Origin of the sequence: Listeria aquatica FSL S10-1188, from assembly GCF_000525795.1 — a bacterium.
In the GTDB taxonomy this organism is placed as follows: Bacteria; Bacillota; Bacilli; order Lactobacillales; family Listeriaceae; genus Listeria; species Listeria aquatica.
Genome location: NZ_AOCG01000006.1, coordinates 316423 through 339071, shown reverse-complemented (window position 1 = coordinate 339071; position 22649 = coordinate 316423). Strand labels below are relative to the sequence as shown.

Here is a 22649-nt window from a genome sequence, read left to right as displayed (position 1 = left end):
CTTAAAAATATAGCAAAGTTAAGCAAGAAAGAAAAGAGCAAAAAAGCTTCCTAAACCTTAGGTTTAGGAAGCTTTTTTTTAGTTACTACTTTCGTTTGTCGACTTATTTGATGTGGATTTACTATCTGATTTGTTCTTTTTCGTTTTTTTATTGTAATTGTAATCATTTGGATCCGTCTTTTTGAACCCTTCAGGTGTATAGAAACGTAAAAGGTCACCTTGTAAAACAGAATCGGAAAGTTGCAGTTCTTTCGATACGGTTTCTTTTGTTTCTTTCATTTCAGGTGTTTCTGTTTCAATCACTTCGCCTGTTTGTTGATTATAATATTTACCACCAATTAAGGAATAGGTTGGGCTAATAAAGTCACCATTCCTAAATGGTACAAGTTGTTTGTGTTCCTTCGAAAGTAAATCTGATCCCATTTGTAGATAGTTCTTTGTATCAATACCTAGCAAGCTAAGTACAGTCGGTAAAACATCAATTTCGCCGCCATACTGTTCTTGGATACCACCTTTAACACCAGGAACGTGAACCATGAATGGAACGCGTTGTGCTTGCGCATTTTCAAATGCATTATAGTCTTTGCCAAGAATCTTCGTCATTGCTGCAGCGTGGTTATCAGAGATTCCGTAGTGGTCACCATACATGATAATCACGGAATTGTCATACAAACCTTTTTGCTTCAAGTAGTCAACAAAAGATTTCACAGATTCATCCAAGTAATGTGCAGTTTGGAAATAGGTATCTACGGAGGAATCTCCTGTATTTGCAGGCTCAATCGTTGCATCCTCATCGCTAATTGGATAAGGGAAGTGGTTCGTTAACGTAATGAACTTCGCATAAAAAGGTTGTTTTAGTGAGTCAATATAGGGCTCTGATTCTTTAAAGAAAGGTTTATCTTTTAGTCCGTAGTTGGAAACATCGTTGTCATTCATGTCATAGTAGCTAGCATCAAAGAAGTTTTTATATCCGAAGTGTTTATAAACTTCGTCACGGTTCCAGAAGCTCTTATAGTTACCATGGAAGACAGCTGAATCATAACCCTGCTGTCCAAGTATTGCCGGGGCAGATTGGAAAGTATTAGAACCTTTCGTTGTAAATGCTGAGCCTTGAGGAAGTCCGTAAAGCGAATTCTCAAGCATCATTTCTGCATCAGCCGTTTTTCCTTGTCCAGTTTGATGGAAGAAATTCGTAAAGCTCAATGTATTTTTATCTTTGAAGAACGAATTGATAAACGGCGTAACTTCTTGCCCGTTTAACTTATAGTTCACTAAAAACTGTTGGAAACTTTCAAGGTGAATGTAAATAACATTTTTCCCTTTAGCTTTTCCAAAGTATTCCATGTTCGGGGCTGCGTATTTCGATTTTGTATAGTTTAAAACTTCGTTTACATCACTGCTATCAGCAAGCGCCCGTTGTGTTTGCGATTCTGTGCTTTTAACAGCATCATAAATTTGGTAGTTGGTCATACCGAGATATTTCACAATATAGTTTCGGTCAAAAGTTCTTGTCAAAAGTTCAGGACGATCAATTTCGGCCATTCCTAAATTGGCAAGGAACATAGCTACACCAAGTGTTAAAACCCCAACCACTTTTCTTGCACGAATTCTTGCCGTGCGATCTGGTTTCGCAAATTTAAAAATAAGCAAACCGATTAAGAATAGGATATCTACAAAGAATAAAATATCTGTCCAGTGCATGAGTGCTAGGACACTACCACCCATATCGCCCATATTTTGCATTTGTTTTGGATTTAAATTTGGAAGTGTGATGAAATCTGAGAAGAATCGATAATAGACCATATTTGCATACAGCACAAAGGTCAGTAAAAAGTCGATGATAATAATCCAAATAAAGGAACGACGTCCCTTTGCGAAAAGAGCAAGACCCATAAAGAATACCGCGGTACTCAAGGGGTTAATAATAAGTAAAAATTGTTGCATTGCATTTTCTATACCGAGTTTAAACTGCGTTTCATAAGCAATTACTGATTTTAGCCAGAATAAAATGACGGCTAGAATAAAAAATCCATAATTCTTGCTGAGGAATGTCTGGATTTTTCCTTTTCCATCCTTCATGTTACACCTCTCCTACATTCTATTTAATAGTTATTGTTTTTCTATACGTCGTAAAAATTCATAAAATGTTAAAACTATACGTCTAACATTTTAACACAATTTTAACATAAGGGAAATGATAACACATGCGTCTCAAGTTGGAAAAAAGAAATCGTTTTTTGTATGATAGGAGAAAAAGATAAAGAGGTAATCGAATGAAACAGTCAGCTGCTTTTTTTGAAAAGAAAAATACGATTGAAGTCGCACGGGATTTGCTTGGCACGATTCTTGTGCATGACACGGGACGACACTGTTATAAAGGCATTATTGTTGAAACAGAAGCTTATTTGGGGGGCTTAGACCAAGCAGCTCATAGCTATACAAACAGGAGAACAAAACGAACAGAGATTATGTTCGGGAAGCCTGGTGGGATTTATATGTACCAAATGCATCAGCAAGTGTTACTTAATTTCATTACGATGGAAGAAGGAATCCCAGAAGCCGTTTTGATTCGCGCGATCGAGCCGCTTACGGAGCTATCGACTATGCAAGAAAATCGCGCTGGAAAAGGTGGTCTTGAGCTTACAAATGGCCCAGGAAAACTCACACAAGCGTTTGAATTTAAGATTTCGGACTACGGAAAAACTCTATTTGATAGTAATATCTGGCTAGAAACAGGGAAGCCTCCTAAGCAAATTGATGCGTCTCCAAGAATTGGCGTTCCTCGAAAAGGACTAGCTACTTATTATCCACTACGCTTCACAGTTCACGGGAATCCCTATCTATCTGGGAAAAAGCAATTGATTAGAAGCGATCATGGATTTTAATTTGAAGTTAGAGAATCTCTAAGCTATAATAAAAAGGCATTGAGGAGGAAAAGTATGAGTAGAACAAAGAAAATTATTGCTATTATCATTTTGATCATCGGATTGTTACTTATTTTTTCACCGTTTATCAAAACTGCTATTGTCAAATACATGAGTTGGCACGGTGACCTTACTAGTTATTCTGCAAAAGATATCGAAAAAAAACAATAATAAAAAAAGCAACCTTTGATTACGATAGTGTTGAACTTCCGTCTATGTCAAGTGTCATAAAAGGCGCAACAAATTATGACAAAAATGCTGTTGTTGGTTCCATTGCAGTCCCATCGGTTAATATTAACTTGATGATCTTAAAAGGAACAAATACATCAAATTTAATCGCTGGAGCAACAACCATGCTTCCTGACCAAACGATGGGGAAAGGAAATTACCCGCTTGCAGGGCACCACATGCGCAATCAATCTGTATTATTTGGTCCGCTTATGGATGTGAAAAAAGATGCTAAAATTTATACGACAGACCTGAAAAATGTCTATGAGTATAAGGTTTCTGAAACGAAGATAGTAAATGAAACAGAAGTTAGTGTGCTTGAAGATGCAGGAGATAATCGAATCACTTTAATCACTTGTGATAAAGCAACGGAAACGAGCAAACGACTTATTGTTGTCGGTAAGCTTGTCAAAACGGAGAAACTAACAAAAGAATTGCAATCCAAATACTTTGCAAAATAAGCGTAAAACCTTTCTGGGGAATCCTAGAAAGGTTTTTTATCATGCAAAAACTTGTTGCTTTGGTTTCAAGGTGAAATTGTTGTATGATAAGAAGGTGAAGAGAGGGTGAAATCAAATGAAATTAACAGTTTTTGGACACTGGGGTGGCTATCCGAAAGCAAACGATGGCACTTCTAGTTATTTACTTGAGGAAGACGGTTTTAAACTCTTAGTTGACATTGGTGCAAGTGCAGTTTCGATCATGCAAAATTATTTAGATCCTGATACGATCGATGCAGCGATTATTTCCCATTATCATCCTGACCATGTCGCAGATTTAGGGATTTTGCAGCATGTGCGGTTATTGTCACCTAATCAAGAAAAACCGCCTGTTCTCCCTGTATATGGACATAAGGAAGATGATCGTGGCTTTTCTTATCTTGAAATGGAAGGCGTTACAAAAGCACATGAATATCGTGAAAATGAAGTGCTGACAGTTGGGCCTTTCACTATTTCATTTTTGAAAACGATTCATCCTGTACCTTGCTATGCGATGCGTATCGAAGCGAATGGAAAAGTGCTGGTTTATACAGCAGATAGTGCTTATCAAGAAAGTTTTATTCCGTTTGCAAAAGAAGCTGATTTGCTCATTACGGATACAAACTTCTTTAAAGAGATGGCAGGTAAATCCAAAGTGCATATGGCAAGCGTTGAAGTCGGAAAACTTGCGCAACAAGCGAATGTCAAGTCACTTCTTCTTAGTCACTTACCGCAAGTGGGCGATCTGGAAAAGTTGAAGCAAGAAGCAAGCGAAGTTTATTCTGGACCAGTCGAAATTGCAACAAAAGGTTTCACAAAAAATATATAAAAAGGGGAAAAGCAGATGTATTTTGTCGACAATAACAACGAAAAAGATCCACGAATTAATTTAGCAGTAGAAGAATTTATTTTAACAGAGTTAAATCTTGATGAACCCGTTCTTTTGTTCTACATTAATAAACCTTCGATTATCATTGGCCGCAACCAGAATACTATAGAAGAAATTAATACGGATTATGTTGAAAAAAATGATATTATCGTTGTGCGTCGCCTTTCCGGTGGTGGTGCTGTTTATCACGATGAAGGAAACCTTAACTTTAGTTTTATCACAAAAGATGATGGTGATTCCTTCCATAATTTTGCGAAATTCACACAGCCTATTGTGGAAGCCCTTCAAAAATTAGGGGTCAATGCAGAACTAAAAGGGCGGAATGATTTACTTATTGATGGCTACAAAGTTTCAGGAAATGCACAATTTGCGACAAAAGGGAAAATGTTTTCGCATGGGACCTTAATGTATGACTTAAACTTAGAGCACGTGGCGGCATCTCTTAAGCCTCGTAAAGATAAGCTTGAGTCTAAAGGAATTAAATCTGTACGTAGCCGAGTAGCAAATATTGCTGACTTTATGGATAAAGAAATGACGACAGAAGAGTTTCGTGATTTATTGCTACTTTATATTTTTGACGTGAATGATGTTTCGGATGTGAAAGAATACAAGTTGACAGATGCGGACTGGGAGCGAATTCACGAGATTTCAAAAGCCCGCTATGCAAACTGGGATTGGAATTACGGAAAATCGCCTAAGTTTGATTTGGAACGCACAAAACGCTTCCCAGTTGGTTCCATTGATATTCGATTGAATGTTAATAAAGGGAAGATATCTGCTATCAAAATTTTTGGTGATTTCTTTGGGGTGGCAGATGTAACAGAACTTGAGAAAAAACTTGTAGATGTACCTTATAAAAAAGAAGAACTAGAAGCTGTATTATCAGATATAGATATCCAAAGTTATTTTGGGAACATAACAAAGGAAGATTTTTTAGAGCTACTCTACTAAGGCTAAATAACTAAGCAAAAACCGACTGATTATTTAATCAGCCGGTTTTTTTGATTTTATTATAAATGGAATGACTGGCCATTCATGCGTTTTCGTTTCAATAAAAACCAACTAGTTAGAATAAAAATGAATCCACTTAGTACATATAAAAGAGCGGAGGACGTATCCCCAGTTTTAGGTAAAAGCTTCTGAGTGTTCTTTTTATTGGTTATAGGTTTTGCAAGAGATGTTTTCACAACCGTATTTTGAAAACTTGGCAAATCAGAAGAAACGCTTGCAAGCGGTATAATCCTATCCTTTTCTAAGCATGAAATTTCTTTTAAATGCTTTGTGGGTTTTTCGATTGGATCAAGAGGCATGACTTGATTTTGATTGATGATTGGTTTCTCTGGCAGGATACTTGCCTTAGCTTCTTCGTAAACAAAAGTAACGGCTTGATTAACCTCTGAAAATTGACCATCTACATTTGTCGGAATGGATTTTAGATGCCAACCATCTATCTTCTTAGGAACCACATGAAATGGATCGCCAAGTTTCCCAGTCAAGGAATCAGCAGGAGCTAGTTCGTTTCCACTGGTATCCACATATTTCACAGTAACAGGTTTTCCGTCCACTTTTTCGTAAATATAAGTAACGGTTTGATTAGCTGCTGTATATTTTCCGGATGGACTTCCTTCCACTTTTTTAAGTTGATAGTTGTCGATTTGTTTTTGAACGGTTTGATAGTTATCATCAATGTTCCCACTCAATACTTCTTGGGAAGCTAGCTCTTTACCCATTTCATCTTTATAAAAAACGTGAACACGACCAGTTTTTGCTGCTGGGCGAACTTGTATCGGCTGTGTGACTTTCAGTGAATAATCCATCGGGACACCACTATTTGAAGTAGTATGGAGTTCCACATTGTAAGTTGCTGTTGTTAATCCCTCTGGTAAATTGCTAAAGGAAATCGTTTTATGATCATCTGAAATTTTTCCAGCATCAGAAACGCTTGTAACGGGCATAGGGTTTCCGTTAAAATCTAACGTTGGATTGTTAGAAACAGCCGTCTCTCCTTTTTGTACAGTTACTGGAGGCAAGTTGATCGTTTGATTTTGTAATTGCATCCCTTGATAGTCTCCGATTTTGACCATGCTTTCATAGAAATTTTTCATGGGACTCAAATCTGTGATGTGGTTGCCATCGAAATAGGCCAGTTGTAAATGGCGTAAAGACTTCAGAGCTTCAATGGAAGTTAGATTGTTTTGATTAAGATAGAGAACATTCAAGTTTTTCATTGTTGAAATAGGAGCAATATTTGAAAGATGATTATGATTTAACTGAAGGTTTTCGATATAATCATTACCCGTTAAAGGCGAGAGATCAGATACTTGATTCCAAGACAAGTTGATAAATTTCAAACCTTTTATATTTACAAAATTTTCAAATTGACGATCGTTGATTTGTGGATTCGAAGGATAGAGCCATGCCCCTGAATCATAGGTAAAAGCAGTTAGGTTTTTAATTTTATAAATAGGTGAAAAATCTTCAATTGGATTGTAACTTATATCAACAGATTCTAAAGCAGGAAGTGTTGCGAGTGCAGAGATATCTGTTAATCCATCTTGAACAGCAATAACTTTTTTTTAGCAATGGAAAGTTAGCGATGGCATCTAAGTTTTTGGTCTGGTTATAAGAAAAAACAAATTCATTAATGTTTGAGGCATATTGCAAACCAGTAAGATTAGAGACAGGCCCTGGTACAGTTGCATTTGCTCCAGCTAGATTCGTAAGGTCAAGTTTTCCAGTGATTGAAGCAAGATCTCCTTTGGTCAAAGAATCAGCAAATGGCTTATCTAAACGCTTTTTTAAACCTGCTAGTAAGTTTTTGTCAGGAATAGCAACCGTATCATTTGAAGCTGCTTTCGCTTGATAACTCGGTACTATTAGACCTATTACGATTGCTAAGGCACAGAACAATTTCATTCCTTTTTTTATACAGAACATAAGTATAACTCCTCTCAAGTAGTGTCTTTCCACATTTATAGTATCTCTTTTGCAGAAAATTTGAATAGAAAATTTCAAATATGAATATTTTGTAATTTCATTTCAAGGTCTGGAATGATTTCACAACAAATTTGCGCTATGAGCTGATAAAAATTAGGATTGTCGACTACATCTAGTGCAATAAAACTTTTTAAAAGTTCTGTTTCGTGATAAGCGGGAAGGGAGAGGGCGAAAGCAGAAGCGTGAAAGGTGATTTTGCTGACAATTAATTCAAAGGTATTAGCATGTTTTTTTTACGGTTTGAATAGAAATGGAGGCGAATTTATGACTTTCTTTAAAACGATGAGCTTCTAATAAAAGAAGGGATGCATTATACAAGATAGCATTAGCAATATAGCATTTGTCAGTGATTGCAAATTTTTTTCAACTGTACTTCTGTTTTTTTCGCAAAGTAAATCACCTCATTCATTTTAAATGTTCCTAAAGCATTGTTTAGCAAAACAAATTCATAGATGCCCCAATTGTTTACTTTCCTTAAATAACTTTTGATTGTTTCAAGTTTTCCTTGTAAATCAGCTAGGTTAAAGCCGTTATTAAAAAGGGAAAGATACACTGTGGCAAGCTCGTTGAGGTGATGAAAGGCAAGTTCATTGTTATTTTCAAGAATCTTGGAGGTCTCTTCAATAATTTTAGAAAGCTTTAAAGTATCACCAGCCGTAAAAGCATTGGCAAAATCATGAGAAAGACCTTTTTTGAGCATAAATATTTCAGATGTGTCCTTTAAAATAAATTCTTCATAGCTTACATTTAAGCGATGCAAAATCATTAAAAAGTTTTCAATGTTCGTTGTTGTTTCACCTCGCTCAAATTTGCTGTAGTGTGATAAATTCATAATTCCAGACGCAGTATATTTTTGAGTTAGATTTTTATCCAGTCTGATTTGTTTAACCATAAAACCAATATTCATTTATTTTTACCTACCTTTATGTGAAAGTACGATCATGAGAAGGCTTAAAATAGGGATACAACTATCACATGGCTATTCTCAGCACAATAAATATTACCATAATTCCAAAAATTAGAAAGAGAAAAAAATTACATAAAATAAAGTAAAGTGAGAGAAAGATTTACAGGATTTTAAGCTAATTAATGATAGTACTTACTAAAACAGAGTATAGATTTGTTTGCGATGATTAATATTCAAAGTTTCTGGAATTCCTCTATACTCCCTTTTTGTAAGGAAAAGCGAATTGCAGCTTTATTGCATTTAGATGTAGGTCTTTTGCCTTATTTTTTGTTCTCGATAATAGTAACTCACAGGCAGTTCTAAGAGGGAGCGAGACAATCCTATAGGACTATTTTCAACTTGCAATCAGTTTTCAGTATTGTTAAGGTAAAAAACATATCACTTAGCAAAATTAGAAATTTGAACATTTTGAATTTTTGCTTATCAAAAAGGAGTGGCTTATTTCATGGAATTTGGAGTATATTTTTCAGTTGGGGTCTATTTACTATTAATGGTCGCAATTGGAATTTATGCGTATAGGAAAACGAACGATATGTCTGACTATATGCTAGGGGGACGCTCACTAGGACCAGCAGTAACAGCTCTTTCAGCAGGTGCAGCGGATATGAGTGGCTGGATGATCATGGGGCTTCCAGGCGCAATCTATAGCACAGGTCTTGCAACAGCGTGGCTCGCACTGGGACTCGTTTTAGGCTGTTATTTAAATTACATCATTGTGGCCCCACGACTGCGTGTTTATACAGAAGTAGCAAAAGATTCTCTTACACTTCCAGACTTCTTCAAAAATCGCTTTCAAGATAAAAGCAACGTACTTCGGGTAACCTCAGGCCTCATTTTAATCATTTTCTCGACATTATATGTAACAAGTGGAATTGTCTCTGGTGGAAAATTATTTGAATCCACGTTTGGAGCACAATACTTAACAGGTGTTTTGATTACGATGGGAATCGTTGTGATCTATACGTTTATTGGTGGCTTTCTCGCCGTCAGTTTAACGGATTTTGTCCAAGGCGCACTGCTTTTACTGGCTCTTGTCGTCGTACCGATTGTCACACTCACAAATATCGGGGCAGGAGAAGGAGTCAAAGTCTATCATCAAATAGTTGGAGCTAATCCTGATTTCTTCAATATTGTCACGGATGTTTCGATTTTAACTATTATCGGCTACTTAGCTTGGGGACTTGGCTATGCCGGTCAACCACACATTATCGTCCGTTTTATGGCGATCAAAAGTCATAAACAAATGAAGTCCGCAAGAAGATACGGTGTTTCTTGGATGATTGTCAATATGCTTGGCTCAATGGGAGCCGGCCTAACGGGTCTGTTTTATTTTAAACAGCAAGGCCTGACACTTGCTGACCCAGAAACCGTTTTTCTAAAACTAGCAGATGTTTTATTTAATCCATACATAACTGGATTTATCTTAGCGGGGGCACTCGCGGCGATTATGAGTACGATCTCATCACAGATCCTCGTTGCATCAAGTTCACTTGTAAATGATTTATTTCTTCTATTGTTCAAGAAAAAAGCTTCAAGTTCACAAAAAGTGCTTTATAGCCGCTTAGCGGTATTACTTGTTTCGATTGCTGCAACCGTTTTGGCCTTCATGCCTAACAAAACGATTTTAGAAATTGTAGGATATGCATGGGCAGGATTTGGATCGGCATTTGGCCCAATGATTATTTTCAGCTTATACTGGAAACGAATGACCAAGGAAGGCGCCGTTTCGGGTATGCTTACGGGTGGAATCGTCGTTGTGATTTGGATTGTTTCAGGATTGTCTAGCTGGTTGTATGAAATGGTGCCAGGATTCTTATTATCTTGCCTTGCCATTATTATTGTCAGCAAACTAACGAAAGCGCCACAAAAAGGGGTATTACGTCAACATCAGGATCAAAATGAAATTCTAGAAAAATAATCACAAAAAGAAAGCGGAAACCATAGCATTTCATCTTGCAGGTTTCCGCTTTTTTTTATTTTAAAAAATGGTAGGAACTAAGCCGCCATCCATACGTAAGGCAGCTCCTGAAAAAGAAGGGGAGAAGGGGCTTACGACGAAAGCTACAAATCGGCCAATTTCTTGAGGACGAATGAGCCGTTGAATTTGAGAAAGTGGACGATGATGCACCATAAAGTCCTGCTCCCATTCCTCCTTTGGTAAATTGCTATCTCGATACATTGCTTCAAGCATCTCCGTAACCCCTTCAGTGAGCGTGGAGCCAGGAAGGATGGTATTTACAGTGACTTGTGAACCTCGAGTTAATTTGGATAGACTTTTTGCAAGCGATAGGTTCATAGTTTTAGACATACTATATTGAGGCATTTCGCCAGAAGGCATTATTGCTTCCTCACTTGCAATAAAAAGGATTCGGCCAAAATTTTGTTCAAGCATTTGTGGCAGATAATGTTTGGCAAGTGCATTTCCAGATAAAACATTGACTTGAAAGAATTTTTCCCAAGTGGCATCTGAAATATCTTGGTAAGCCATTGGTTCAAAGATTCCCATGTTATTAATCAGAATATCCACTTGAGGAAAAGTACGAATTAAATTTTCTCGTTCAGTTTCATTTGTGATATCGGCTGTAGCAGCTTTTACAGTAGCATTTGGCAGCTCTTTTTTTATTTCAGCAATCGCTTGCTCCACAGCTTCTTGTTTGCGGCCATTTATAAGCGGGATGGCGCCTTCCCGTGCCAATTCAAGAGCAATTGCTTTTCCGATCCCTTTCGTTGAACCGGTGATCAGAACAGTTTTATTAGTTAAACCTAAATCCATTTTCGCTTCTTCCTTTCTTAATTAAAATCAAATTGATCGGGATCCGGACCGACGCGGTGGTTTTCATTGAGTGCGTTTATCGCGTTTACTTCTTCTTGGGTTAATTCAAAGTCAAACAGTTGTGCATTACTTTGGATTCGCTCTGGTTTTGTGGATTTGGAGACGACTAAAATATCTTGTTGAATACCCCAGCGAAGCACAATTTGTGCAACAGATCGCTGATGAGTTTGAGCGATATTCTCTAAAACAGGATCCGATAGAATCTGGCCTTGCATGAGCGGGGACCAAGCTTGGATGCGGATGTCTCTTTCCTCACAAAAAGTGCGTAATTCTTTCTGGGTTAGTTTAGGATGTAGTTCAATTTGGTTGAGGACAGGTTTGATGGTTGCAAACTCTAGTAGTTTTTCTAAATGATGTATTTGGAAATTACTTACGCCAATGGCTTTTATTTTTCCTTCTCGGTATAAATCTTCTAAGGCTTTGTAAGAAGCACGAAAAGCATCTTTCCCCGGCCAATGAATTAAGTAAAGATCTAAATAATCAAGCCCTAGTTTTTCAAGACTTTCATGAAAAGCCTGTACGGTTTCCTCATAAGAAAGATGGCTGTTCCATACTTTAGAAGTAACAAATAAATCTTCACGTTTCAAGTTAGTTGCTTTTAATCCTTGTTTTATTCCCTCACCAGTTCCTTGTTCATTTCCGTAGATTTGGGCAGTGTCAATTAGACGGTACCCCGTTGTAATTGCTTCTTTCACAGCAGAGCTAGTTTCTTGATCTGCTACTTGAAAGACGCCTAGACCAAAACCGGGAATTTTTGTACCATTTGTTAATTTAACAGAATCTTGTAATGACTGAATCAATTTAAACACTCCTTTTGATTAATTATTGGAATACTATATAATGAAACTATCAGTAAAGCTAGTACCTACTTTTTGGTATGATAGAGACGAAAAAGTAAGTAATGGATAGGAAAGGGATTGAAAGAAGTTTCATGATAACAGAAAAAACTTATAACATTGGAGTAGAAGCAACGATGGATGTGATTGGAGGTAAGTGGAAACCGATTATTCTATGTAACTTGCGCTACGCTTCTCTACGCCCAAGTGATTTAAAACGAAAAATTCCGAATATCAGTCAAAAAAATGCTGACTCAACAACTTAGAGAACTTGAAAGAGATAATATTGTAAGTCGCGAAGTGTATCAGCAAGTTCCACCCAAAGTAGAGTATTCACTTAGTGATTATGGAAAATCGCTAACAAAGGTGTTAGATATTCTATGCGACTGGGGCGAGGCTCATGTTGAACATTTAATGCAGAACGGTGAGAAAGTTGTACTTCGCTGTGAATAAGAAAAAAGAGAAGCTTAGGAAAGCTTCTCTTTTTTTCTTGCACCGGAAGTAAATCCGTTTGCCTCATCAATGATATAACGTGGCCGCACTTTGATATCCTCAAATAATCGAGCAAGGTATTCACCGATGATCCCTAATAGAAGAAAACAACTTCCAAAAAGAACAAGCAATAGAATGGCGATACCGTTCATTCCAGATATTTGATGATCAGTAAACGTCCATCTAATCAATAGAATGAAAAAGTAAAGAAACCCAATCCCTAAAGTGAGACTTCCTAAATAATTAGCGAGTTTAAGTGGCAAATAAGAAAACGAGGTGATTCCATCAAGAGATAATTTCACCATTTTTTTGAGTGGATATTTTGTTTCGCCAGATAAGCGCTCATCACGAATATAGGTGATTTCCGTTTGTCTGAACCCAATCCAACTCACCTGCCCTCTAACGAATGGATTTTTTTCACCAAGTAATCGTAACTGCTCGCACACTTTTTTATCCATTAAGCGGAAGTCGCCTGTATCTACCGGAATAGGAATTTCTGATATTTTATCTAGAAGCCGGTAGAACAGGCTTGCTGACATTTTTTTAAATGAAGATTCGCCTTTTCGTGCCAAGCGCTTTGCATAGACGACATCATAGCCTTCCTGCCATTTTTGAATCATCTCCGGGATTAATTCTGGCGGATCTTGAAGGTCTGCATCAATTACGATGACAACCTCTCCAGATGCATAATCTACTCCAGCTGTAATTGCCAGTTGATGACCAAAGTTTCTTGAAAAATGGAGCACTTTGACGTTTGTATCCTGTTTTTCTATTTGATCGAGTTGTGCTTTCGTTCCGTCTTTACTCCCGTCATTGACAAAGAGAAGTTCATAATTTGCCTTAAGCTTCTGTAAAACCTCTGTTAATCGTTCATAGCTACTTTGTAAAACTTCTGCTTCATTATAAACAGGAATAATGACGGAGTAATCAACTTTGAGTAGCATGTGAATCATCCTTTCCTTATTTCAGCAGATAAAGCGTGCCATTTCCAGTGCCGTTTGTTCCTTTTAAACCATTGCCGTTTTGTGGGCTATTTCCGGTTTGGCTGGCAGAAGAAGTAGCGTCTGTATCAGTTTTGTATTCCGAAGTATCAATTTCTGTGCCGTTTTTCTTGATCCACTTAATAACGGAGGAATCTGCTGCTTTGCTGTTGTTTGGAAGATAAAAATATTTCAGTTCTCCTGATTTAATCATCTGTTTAAGTTTTTTTACAGTGAGTGCTGGGTCTGTACCATTAAAACCGCCAAGCGCCAATACTGCTTTTTTCGTGCTGATGATATAAGGGCCAGCAGTTGTCGAATCCGTAGTTCCAAATAGATAAGTTTCACCGGAATTATTTTTCTTTAAATAATCAATTAGTTCAGTATCAACAGAAGCATCGGCGAAGCCTCCACCACTTGAAGTAGCAAGCTGTGGTCCAGTTTCTGGAAGTGAACTATTGCCTCCATAAATGAGCGGAGTAAGCGACCAGTAGGTAGGTGCAACAAGTAATAAAATCAGCGAAATAGTAGCAAGACCAGTTGTTGATTTTTGTGATTTCATTCGGGAGAGGAAGAGCAATCCAGATCCTATAACTGCTAAGACTCCGAGTGTCATTCCTAAAGTTAAACTGTATTGACCAACATAAAAGGCCTGTAGCACCCCTGTTGCTGTAATGGCTGCTGGTAGAAGAGCTGTTTTCCAATTTTTTTCTCTGTGGAATAATTGGAGCAATGCGACAAAGCCAGCGCCTGATAAGGCTGCGATAGCTGGTGCAAGCATGATCAAGTAGTAATGGTGGAAAAATCCTGCAACACTGAAGAAGCCTGCAACTGGAATCAGCCAAGCTGCCCAGAAGACCATTTCTTTTTGAGTTTCCGATAAGTGGAACCATTTTTTCTTTTTATCACGATAATTGAAGAAAATCCCTAGTATACCGAAAAGCGCAAGCGGTAGGAACCAGCTGATTTGATCGCCAAGAGCTGTTTGGAAGAGACGAAGCGGTCCTTTTTCACCCGTCCCGAACATTCCCCCGTTATTTTTCTGCATTTTCGAACCACCATTTCCACCAGGTGCTCCGCTATTCGCGCTATCTGAAGAATTAGGCCCTCCTCCTGCACGACTTGGAGGTCCGCCTTGCTGCCCTCCAGAAGGTGGTTGTCCGCTAGTTCCTGATTGCCCATTTCCACTAGGAGCACGACTTGGAGGAGTCCCTCCGCTACTATTTCCATTTGATTGCCCACCGGAAGGAGGTGCTTGCATACCTTCACTATCACTGCCTGACGATGAGCCAGGAGCACCGCCAGATCCGCTAGTTCCCATCCCAGTTTCTTGACCTAAGAGACGTTCTACACCGTTATAACCGAAAGCAAGCTCAAGAACAGAATTCGTTTGGCTACTGCCGATATAGGGACGCGAATCAGCATTTGTGCTGTCCACAACAACTGCCCATGATACAGAGACACCTAACATAAGAACAAGAGCGATCCCTAACTGCAGAGCTTTTTTCTTCCAAGAAATTTTTGACGCAATGAGATAAAAAAGAATGAAGGCTGGGAGTACCATATAAGCCTGAAGCATTTTGACATTGAAGCCAATGCCCACCATGACAAAAGCAAGCAACAACCATCCGAATCTTCCTCGGTTCACAGCCTTAAATAAAAAGAAAGTACCGAGAAGGAGGAAGAAGACGAGAATCGCATCCACATTGTTTGTTCGAGTCACTGCAACCGCAATGGGTGTTATAGCAAGAACAAGCGAAGCAATGCGTGCCGCCCATTTTCCAAAGCGTGGTTTAATTAATAGATATAGTAAAAAGACGGAACCAATACCTGCAAGGGCTTGCGGTAAAATCACACTCCAGCCATGAACGCCAAAGATTTTTGCACTGAGAGCTTGGAACCAGAAGGCGACAGGCGGCTTATCCACAGTGATAAAACCCGCTGGATCGAAAGCCGCATAAAAAAAAGTTGTGAAAATTTTGTACCATACTGGTTACGGCTGCAGTATAATAAGGATTGACTGTTTCATCATTCCATATCCCATAAAAGTTAAAGAAAGCAGCAATTAAGAGAATGCCAACTAAATAAGGATCTATTTTTTTCTTCATCAAATCACCTCGTTCTGTTAGATTACTTTTAGTGTAAAAGTAAAATGTGAACAGGCTATGACGCTTCTGCGAATAAATTTTAAAAGGAGTAAGAATAGAATTGGATGACCATGAAGAAAAAGGAAGAAAAATTCATAAAAAGTCTTGTCAAAATGGAAATTCGGTGATATGATATAAAAGTTGTTACAAACAACTCTTATAACCTAGTCATGATGCGGGTGTAGTTTAGTGGTAAAACCACAGCCTTCCAAGCTGTTGTCGGGAGTTCGATTCTCCTCACCCGCTCTTATAAAAACTGTTACTAACGCAGTGTTTCGACCTTTTTAAGCGAAGCATTGCGTTTATTTATTTTCTAAGCAAGAAAGGCGGGGACGCGAAGTGAATTTAGAACAATTAAAAGTGGACATACAAGCATATGCTACTGAAATTGGCATCCAAAAAATCGGTTTTACGACGGCAGATCCCTTCTTGTTTTTGAAAGAACGACTTGAAATTGCGGAAAAAGAAGACGTACTGACGGGATTTGAACACCCAGTTTTAGAAGAGCGCGTTTATCCAGATCGTATTTTTACCGAACCAAAATCCATTATCGCTATCGCGCTTAGCTATCCGTCCAAATTAAAAGCTAGCCCAGTAAGTCGAAAAGAGTCGCGGCGGGGCGTTTTTGCGCGTGCTTCGTGGGGAATCGATTATCACACCATCTTGCGAGAAAAGCTAGCGTTACTTGAAACATTTATCAAGAAGCGCGTTCCCGAAGCTGTTATGAAATCGATGGTGGATACCGGAGAGCTTTCGGATGTAGCTGTTGCAGAGCGAGCAGGGATCGGGGCACGTGGTAAAAATACATTACTCTTAACGAAAGAATATGGTTCTTGGGTCTACCTTGGAGAAATGATCACGAATCTTGCTTTCCCATCAGATAAACCAATCGGCGACTTGTGTGGTGATTGTAATCAATGCATAAAAGCTTGCCCGACTGGTTCCTTACTTGGTGAAGGAAAAATGAATCCCAAAATCTGTTTAAGCTATTTAACACAAACGAAAGGGTTTCTGGAAGATGAGTATCGTGAAGTTTTACATAATCGACTTTATGGATGTGATACTTGTCAAGTCGTTTGTCCGTATAACCGTGGCAAAGATTTTCATCTGCATGAGGCGATGGAACCGGATCCAGAACTTGTTCGCCCGGAACTTAAACCCTTACTTAAAATTTCAAATCGGGAGTTTAAAGAGAAATTTGGGAATATGGCTGGATCGTGGCGTGGCAAAAAGCCTATTCAGCGGAATGCCATCATCGTTTTAGCAAGGTACAAAGACAAAACAGCTGTTGAACCGCTGATTGATTGCTTAAAGAATGACCCGCGACCTGTTATTCGCGGAACTTCAGCTTGGGCACTTGCTAAAATCGGCGGAAAGGAAGCGGAGCAAGCAATTTTTGAGGCGTTAACTGTGGAGCAAGATCAAGAAGCGCTTTTAGAACTTGAAAAAGCAAAAAAAAATCATAGAAACAAGGTGAAGAAAAACTATGCCAAATCATGTTGTACTCTATCAACCAGAAATCCCTGCAAACACAGGGAACATTTCACGGACGTGTGCAGGAACTGATACCCATTTGCATTTAATTCGCCCACTGGGATTTAGCACCGAGGATAAAATGCTTAAACGAGCGGGACTAGACTACTGGGATCATGTTAACTTGACTTATTATGACTCACTGGAGGATTTTTTTGAGAAGAATCCAGATGGGCATTATTATATGATTACAAAATTTGGACGTCATCTTTATAGTGACGTTGATTATAGCGATGCGCGTGAGAATCATTATTTTATTTTTGGAAAGGAAACAACGGGACTTCCAGATGAACTTTTGCGAAAATACGAAGAAACGGCACTTCGAATTCCGATGACAGATAAAATTCGCTCGCTCAATTTGTCGAATACGGCTGCGATTTTAGTTTACGAGGCACTTAGACAGCAAACGTTTCTCGATCTCGACCAGATGCCGCATTATGATCGTAAAATATTTGAGGATTAAAAAGGAGAGAACTTAAATGAACCAAACCACTGAACAACTACTTAGCCATTATTCCGTCCGCGCATTTCTAGATAAGCCACTTTCAAAAGACCAAATTCGTCTACTTGTCGAAAGTGCCCAAGCTGCGTCCACCTCGAATTTCGTACAAGCCTATTCAATTATTGGCGTAAGCGACCCGAAAATTCGCAAGGAACTTGCAGGAATCGCCGGCGGAATGAGTTATGTGGAAAAAACAGGACAGTTTTTCGTTTTTGTAGCGGATTTAAACAGAAATAAAGAAATCGCAGAAAGCAAAAATGAAAATCCTGCTTCACTTGAAACCACTGAAAAAATGCTCGTAGCTATCATTGATGCGGCCCTTGCAGCCCAAAACATGGCTGTCGCTGCAGAATCAATGGGGCTAGGAATCTGCTATATTGGCGGTATTCGAAATGACATTAAACGTGTCTCTGAACTATTAAAAATCCCAGAACATGCGATACCACTTTTTGGCATCACGATTGGGTATCCAGAACAAAATTCAGCACCCAAACCGCGGATGCCTTATCAACTGGTTTATCATGAAAATGAATATCAAACGAAAGAAACAGCTTTGTATGAAGCGTATGACGAGATAATTAGTGATTATTATACGAACCGGACCGGTGGAGCTCGGAACGAAACGTGGACTGAACAAATTGCGCTTGGAATGAAAAAACCCACTCGGCTAGATATAAAGGCTTTTATAGAAGCACAAAAATTGGGACTTAAATAAAAAAAAGGTTGCCGCTTGCGGCAACCTTTTTTTTATGTATTAATGATTTCTTTTATTACGGGCAGATTGAATCAAATTCCAGATAATCAAAATTAAGATGACGACTAAAAGAATGTTGATCAAGCCGCCTGCAATGTGGAAGATGATTCCAATCAACCAAAACACAAACAAAATGACAATAATTCCCCAAATGATTCCAAGCATGTGATTTCCTCAATTCTTTTTTCTTTTGATTTGCTAACTTTCTTTTCCCGAAAGAAAAGTTTTTTAAAACATTACAGCTGTTTTTCACTTCGAATGGTTTCAAGTAGTCCTTTTACGCCAGCTGTTATTAGGCGCTCGGTTTCCTCAAAGTCCCCTGTATAGTAAGGATCTGGAATATTTGCTTTTTCAGGGTTGGGCACGAAATCCATGAGTTTGCGTATGACAGCGTGTGATGCTGGATCCCGCAAATCTTCAATATCTGAAAGGTTAGTATCATCCATCCCGATAATGTAATCAGCTGTTAAATAATCCTCTTGATCAATTTTTCGTGCACGCATGCCATCTGTATCTACTTGGTGTTTTTTTAGAACTTGCTTCGTTCCGCGATGAGGAGGATTGCCCAAATTCCAAGATCCAGTTGCTGCTGAATCTACAGTGATCGCATCCGAAAGCCCTTTTTCTTGAACTAGTTTTTTAAATAGACCTTCTGCCATTGGTGAGCGACAAATATTTCCTAAACAAACAAATACTACTTTGATCATGTCTAAACCTCCATTTTAATAATTATCTTGCCATTCCTTTTTTAAGTTTGCAAGTGCCTGCGTTTGATTCTTGAAAAGCGAAAAGAAGGCATTTACGGTTTCTTTTGGTAGCTTTCGCTTGAAATAGAGAATTTGATTTTCAAAAAGGCGGTAAGTGATATCCTCGTTTCCTGCTTCTATTAGTTTTTTTTAACTGCCTGAAGTACCATTCTTTATCCGCATCATCTTCGAGCTCTTCTAAAATCATTGCTTGCTCGTTAGCTGAACGACTAAGAAGCATGAGTTCAAGCTTGTCGTGGCTGTAATTTGTGAGCTGTTCACCACTAAAAGGAGCGTGATAGAGAGAAGCAAGAAAAGCATCAAAATTTTCTGCTACTGTTAAAACTTGTAGCGTTTCAAAATCAGCGTATATGATTTGGGGAGCTGTAGTGATATAGTCGAAACCGAGAAAACGATTTTCATCTTTTGAAAAATAAATTTTTTTTACCTGCAAGTGGATTTTGATCTTGAAAAGGAATCTTTGTAATTAATTCTTCCAGACCTAAGAGGCGGTAAACTTCTAAAAAATCTAGACCGTAAGAAGTCGGTTCTTGCGTTTTTAAATGGTTTTTTCGCAGTAAACCGCCATTTTGCATAAGAATTAACTTTTTATAGCTCTCTGGTAAAAGAATTCCTTCTTCTGCTTCAAATTGCCAAATGGAATTTTCTTTTGCCGCAAATTTACTTGCCTCAGGCCACATGCTGTAACACCTCCGATTTCATTATGCCGAAGTTTACCTGAAGATGCAATGCAAATTGACGTTTGATTTAAGAAAAATGTGGTATAAATGAACTAGTGAGTCATCTTGGCTAGACATCTGTGAAAAAATATACTATAATAATTATTAAATAATAATAATTATAATTTAAAGGAGCTAAAAAACATGAAAACCATTAATTCAGTAGACACGAAAGAATTCTTAAACCATCAAGTGGCTAACCTTAACGTCTTTACAGTGAAGATCCATCAAATCCACTGGTATATGCGCGGTCGTAATTTCTTTACGATGCATGAAAAAATGGACGATTTGTATAGTGAATTTGGGGAACAAATGGATGAAGTGGCAGAACGCTTACTTGCAATTGGTGGAAGTCCATACAGCACTCTTAAAGAATTTTTGGAAAACGCAAGTGTAGAAGAAGCACCTTATACAAAACCAAAAACGATGGATGAAATGATGGAAGATTTAGTTGCTACGCTTGAATTGCTTCGTGATGAATATCAACAAGGCATTAAGCTTACTGAAAAAGAAGGCGACGATGTTTCAAACGACATGCTGATTGGATTTAAAACAAGCATTGATAAACATATTTGGATGTTTAAAGCTTTCCTTGGAAAAGCTCCACTTGAAAAATAAAATAATAAGAGAGACTCGGGTGTTAAAAAGGCATCTGGGTCTTTTTTTTCTTTTCCTGTGTTTTAAAATTTTTTTTTCGTGGTAAAATGAAGAATACTCCATGAAGCAGATAATGTGCTTTTTAGGGAAGAATCTGCTAATCTTACATTAAACTGAAGGAGTGAGGAAATGGAAATTAAAGTGACGGAAAAAGCGCGCGACTGGTTTAAGGATGAATTTGATACTTCTGGTGAAAACGGCATTCGTTTGTTCGCAAAATACGGCGGTTCCAATAGTTCCTTGCATCCCGGTTTTTCAATCGGAGTAGCTGCTGAACCACCTGTTGAAGCAGTTGTTACTGTTAACGAAGATGGTCTTCTCTTTTTTATTGAAGATCATGACTTTTGGTATTTCAAAGATCACGACTGGGCAATTGACTATGATCCGAAGACGGAAGAAGTGAAATTTTCTCATCGCGAAAAAGTAAAATAAATGGGTTATGGCGGTAGATCTAAAAGATCTACCGCCTTTTTCTTAACGTGCTTTGACTAAGAACGAATGTTCTGGTATAATGAGCAAGTTGAGGAGGATTTACATAGTGAAGAAATGGTTATTTTGGGGATTAGGATTATTGCTGTTACTTTCTGGCTGCAGCAATTTTTTAGCGTCATCGGAAGAAAGTGAGCCCAAGCTTTCAAGTGATACACTTAAAGGTGCGCAATTTGATTTTTTTGATGTTGGTCAAGGGGATAGTACTTTAATTCGATCAGATGATGGGACAACAATTTTGATCGATACTGGGCGCCAAGATGACGACCGGATCATGACGCTACTTCAAGAAAAAGAAATTAAGAAAATTGATTTGTTACTTCTAACACACCCGCATGCTGATCATATCGGAAATGCGGATAAAATAATTAAAACCTATCAGCCTAAAGAAATTTGGATGGACGGACTTGCTTTTAATAGCTCGACTTATGAAAAGGTAGTGGATGCGGCGCTTGCTTCAGATGCTCATTATAAGGAGCCGAGAACTTTTGATAAGGCAAGTTTTGGACCTTTTAGTTTAGAAGTGTTAAGTCCGAGCAAGCTAAGTGGTAATGCCAACGATGATTCAATTGCTGTTCGCTTGACTTATAAGGAGATCTCAGCAATTTTTACAGGAGATGCTGAGGAGGGGCGAGAAAAAGAAATGATCGAAAGTGGATTGCCACTTCAAGCGGATATCTTAGATTTAGGTCATCACGGTTCGTCTACTTCAAATTCTCCAGCATTTTTGGATAAGGTAAAGCCAGAAGTGGCGATTTATTCTGCTGAAAAAGGGAATAGTTACGGACATCCCCATGTTGAAGTCCTAGAATGGCTAAAAGAGCGAAACATTACGACTTATGGGACAGATGTAAATGGGACGGTAACACTGACAACGGATGGCAAAAAGCTGAACGTTGTAACTGAGAAAGAAGGCAAGATTAAAGCAGGAAGTAGTTACTCGATAAGCAAAAAAAACGGAAGAGGCGTCAAAAACAGAAGACAGCGGAAATGAAGAGATGCCTGATTCAATTAATTTAAATACAGCTAGCGCGAAGGAATTAGAATTTTTACCTTTGATTGGACCAGAATTAGCACAAAAAATTATTGCGAGTCGTCCATATTCGTCGATTGATGATTTGAAGCGGATTAATGGAATTGGTAAAGGAATCGTTCGACAAATTAAAGAACAAGGTCTTGCGACTACGAAATAGGTAGGTGATGAAAATGGAACGGAGAATAAAAGCGACGCTTGATCGGATAGAAGATGGAATCGCTGTTTTTATTGTGTCGGAAAATGAAACATCGCTCGAATGGCCAGAAAATGAGCTACCGGATGATATTCAGGAAGGGGATACAGTTACAATTTTTATTCGAATGGAGAAAAATTTGGATGAAACGCGTGAAGGAAAAAAACGTATTGCAGACAAACTAGAACAGTTGCGAAAAAGAAATGGAAAATAGGGATTGAAGTATT

The 22649-nt window shown here is 38.3% G+C and carries 20 protein-coding genes, 1 tRNA gene and 5 pseudogenes; 14 read left to right on the top strand and 12 right to left on the bottom strand.

The annotated features are described in order from the left end of the window. Positions 1 to 78: 78 nt before the first annotated feature. Positions 79 to 2079: a lipoteichoic acid synthase gene (ltaS, locus tag MAQA_RS05685; protein WP_036072112.1), complete on the bottom strand. Its 2001-nt coding sequence runs from the start codon at positions 2077 to 2079 to the stop codon at positions 79 to 81. Between the two features lie 194 nt (positions 2080 to 2273). Here ltaS and MAQA_RS05680 point away from each other — a divergent pair, with 194 nt between their 5' ends. The 4 genes and pseudogenes from MAQA_RS05680 to MAQA_RS05665 all read left to right on the top strand — a co-directional run bounded on the left by MAQA_RS05680 (position 2274) and on the right by MAQA_RS05665 (position 5471). Beyond that, entirely contained in the window at positions 2274 to 2885 is a 612-nt protein-coding gene (locus MAQA_RS05680; RefSeq protein WP_036072109.1) for a DNA-3-methyladenine glycosylase, read from the top strand. Between the two features lie 54 nt (positions 2886 to 2939). Next, a pseudogene (locus tag MAQA_RS05675) lies at positions 2940 to 3613 on the top strand (class A sortase). A 115-nt stretch (positions 3614 to 3728) separates the two neighbouring features. Further along, entirely contained in the window at positions 3729 to 4460 is a 732-nt protein-coding gene (locus MAQA_RS05670) for an MBL fold metallo-hydrolase (protein ID WP_036072107.1), read from the top strand. 15 nt (positions 4461 to 4475) lie between these two features. Beyond that, complete coding sequence (locus MAQA_RS05665) at positions 4476 to 5471, top strand: lipoate--protein ligase (RefSeq protein ID WP_036072105.1); 996 nt, start codon at positions 4476 to 4478, stop codon at positions 5469 to 5471. A gap of 59 nt (positions 5472 to 5530) precedes the next feature. Here the strand turns inward: MAQA_RS05665 and MAQA_RS13650 are convergent, their stop codons facing one another. From MAQA_RS13650 to MAQA_RS05655, 3 genes are all read right to left on the bottom strand, one after another. Further along, positions 5531 to 6871 carry a MucBP domain-containing protein gene (locus MAQA_RS13650; protein ID WP_149023318.1) on the bottom strand — a complete coding sequence of 447 codons (1341 nt, stop codon included), beginning with the start codon at positions 6869 to 6871 and terminating at the stop codon, positions 5531 to 5533. Positions 6872 to 7019: 148 nt separating this feature from the next. After that, positions 7020 to 7457: a hypothetical protein gene (locus MAQA_RS13645; RefSeq protein WP_052008485.1), complete on the bottom strand. Its 438-nt coding sequence runs from the start codon at positions 7455 to 7457 to the stop codon at positions 7020 to 7022. A gap of 403 nt (positions 7458 to 7860) precedes the next feature. Continuing rightward, a complete protein-coding gene (locus MAQA_RS05655; RefSeq protein WP_036072103.1) occupies positions 7861 to 8424 on the bottom strand; it encodes a helix-turn-helix domain-containing protein in 564 nt (187 codons plus the stop codon). 505 nt (positions 8425 to 8929) lie between these two features. Here MAQA_RS05655 and putP point away from each other — a divergent pair. Further along, positions 8930 to 10402: a sodium/proline symporter PutP gene (putP, locus tag MAQA_RS05650; RefSeq protein WP_036072101.1), complete on the top strand. Its 1473-nt coding sequence runs from the start codon at positions 8930 to 8932 to the stop codon at positions 10400 to 10402. 60 nt (positions 10403 to 10462) lie between these two features. Here putP and MAQA_RS05645 read toward each other — a convergent pair whose 3' ends face one another. Next, a complete protein-coding gene (locus MAQA_RS05645; protein WP_036072100.1) occupies positions 10463 to 11257 on the bottom strand; it encodes an SDR family NAD(P)-dependent oxidoreductase in 795 nt (264 codons plus the stop codon). 17 nt (positions 11258 to 11274) lie between these two features. Next, complete coding sequence (locus MAQA_RS05640) at positions 11275 to 12117, bottom strand: aldo/keto reductase (RefSeq protein WP_036072098.1); 843 nt, start codon at positions 12115 to 12117, stop codon at positions 11275 to 11277. A gap of 131 nt (positions 12118 to 12248) precedes the next feature. Between MAQA_RS05640 and MAQA_RS05635 the strand changes: the two are divergent. Further along, positions 12249 to 12606, top strand: a pseudogene (locus MAQA_RS05635) (winged helix-turn-helix transcriptional regulator). 14 nt (positions 12607 to 12620) lie between these two features. Here the strand turns inward: MAQA_RS05635 and MAQA_RS05630 are convergent. Further along, positions 12621 to 13589 (bottom strand): glycosyltransferase family 2 protein, encoded by a 969-nt coding sequence (locus tag MAQA_RS05630; RefSeq protein ID WP_036072095.1) that lies wholly within the window; start codon positions 13587 to 13589, stop codon positions 12621 to 12623. 16 nt (positions 13590 to 13605) lie between these two features. Further along, positions 13606 to 15733, bottom strand: a pseudogene (locus MAQA_RS05625) (glycosyltransferase family 39 protein). A gap of 214 nt (positions 15734 to 15947) precedes the next feature. Here MAQA_RS05625 and MAQA_RS05620 point away from each other — a divergent pair. The 4 genes and pseudogenes from MAQA_RS05620 to nfsA all read left to right on the top strand — a co-directional run bounded on the left by MAQA_RS05620 (position 15948) and on the right by nfsA (position 18522). Beyond that, a tRNA-Gly gene (locus MAQA_RS05620) sits at positions 15948 to 16018 on the top strand. Between the two features lie 93 nt (positions 16019 to 16111). Further along, a pseudogene (gene queG / locus MAQA_RS05615) lies at positions 16112 to 17215 on the top strand (tRNA epoxyqueuosine(34) reductase QueG); the annotation flags it as partial. A gap of 43 nt (positions 17216 to 17258) precedes the next feature. Beyond that, positions 17259 to 17768, top strand: a complete 510-nt coding sequence (gene trmL, locus MAQA_RS05610) for a tRNA (uridine(34)/cytosine(34)/5-carboxymethylaminomethyluridine(34)-2'-O)-methyltransferase TrmL (RefSeq protein ID WP_036072092.1) — start codon at positions 17259 to 17261, stop codon at positions 17766 to 17768. Between the two features lie 16 nt (positions 17769 to 17784). After that, positions 17785 to 18522, top strand: a complete 738-nt coding sequence (gene nfsA, locus MAQA_RS05605; protein WP_036072090.1) for an oxygen-insensitive NADPH nitroreductase — start codon at positions 17785 to 17787, stop codon at positions 18520 to 18522. A gap of 39 nt (positions 18523 to 18561) precedes the next feature. On the opposite strand, the gene MAQA_RS14420 is transcribed toward nfsA, so the two are convergent. The 4 genes from MAQA_RS14420 to MAQA_RS14410 all read right to left on the bottom strand — a co-directional run bounded on the left by MAQA_RS14420 (position 18562) and on the right by MAQA_RS14410 (position 20008). After that, positions 18562 to 18726, bottom strand: coding sequence for a lmo0937 family membrane protein (locus tag MAQA_RS14420; protein WP_149023317.1), 165 nt, complete (start codon positions 18724 to 18726; stop codon positions 18562 to 18564). Between the two features lie 71 nt (positions 18727 to 18797). After that, positions 18798 to 19268: a low molecular weight protein-tyrosine-phosphatase gene (locus MAQA_RS05600; RefSeq protein WP_036072088.1), complete on the bottom strand. Its 471-nt coding sequence runs from the start codon at positions 19266 to 19268 to the stop codon at positions 18798 to 18800. A 139-nt stretch (positions 19269 to 19407) separates the two neighbouring features. Beyond that, the gene (locus tag MAQA_RS14415; RefSeq protein WP_149023316.1) at positions 19408 to 19761 is read right to left on the bottom strand and encodes a hypothetical protein; all 354 of its coding nucleotides are present in this window, start codon (positions 19759 to 19761) and stop codon (positions 19408 to 19410) included. After that, positions 19727 to 20008 (bottom strand): SMI1/KNR4 family protein, encoded by a 282-nt coding sequence (locus MAQA_RS14410; RefSeq protein WP_149023315.1) that lies wholly within the window; start codon positions 20006 to 20008, stop codon positions 19727 to 19729. The genes MAQA_RS14415 and MAQA_RS14410 overlap by 35 nt, the downstream gene beginning before the upstream one ends. 183 nt (positions 20009 to 20191) lie before the next feature. On the opposite strand from MAQA_RS14410, the gene MAQA_RS05590 reads away from it, so the two are divergent. The 4 genes and pseudogenes from MAQA_RS05590 (at position 20192) to MAQA_RS05575 (ending at position 22636) form a co-directional block, all read left to right on the top strand. Next, on the top strand, positions 20192 to 20665 hold the full coding sequence (locus MAQA_RS05590) for a Dps family protein (RefSeq protein WP_036072086.1): 474 nt from the start codon (positions 20192 to 20194) through the stop codon (positions 20663 to 20665). Between the two features lie 168 nt (positions 20666 to 20833). Beyond that, entirely contained in the window at positions 20834 to 21136 is a 303-nt protein-coding gene (locus MAQA_RS05585; RefSeq protein WP_036072083.1) for a HesB/YadR/YfhF family protein, read from the top strand. A gap of 79 nt (positions 21137 to 21215) precedes the next feature. Then, positions 21216 to 22386 (top strand): annotated as a pseudogene (locus MAQA_RS05580) (MBL fold metallo-hydrolase). A 13-nt stretch (positions 22387 to 22399) separates the two neighbouring features. Beyond that, positions 22400 to 22636, top strand: coding sequence for a DUF3006 domain-containing protein (locus MAQA_RS05575; protein WP_173400306.1), 237 nt, complete (start codon positions 22400 to 22402; stop codon positions 22634 to 22636). Positions 22637 to 22649: the final 13 nt, after the last annotated feature.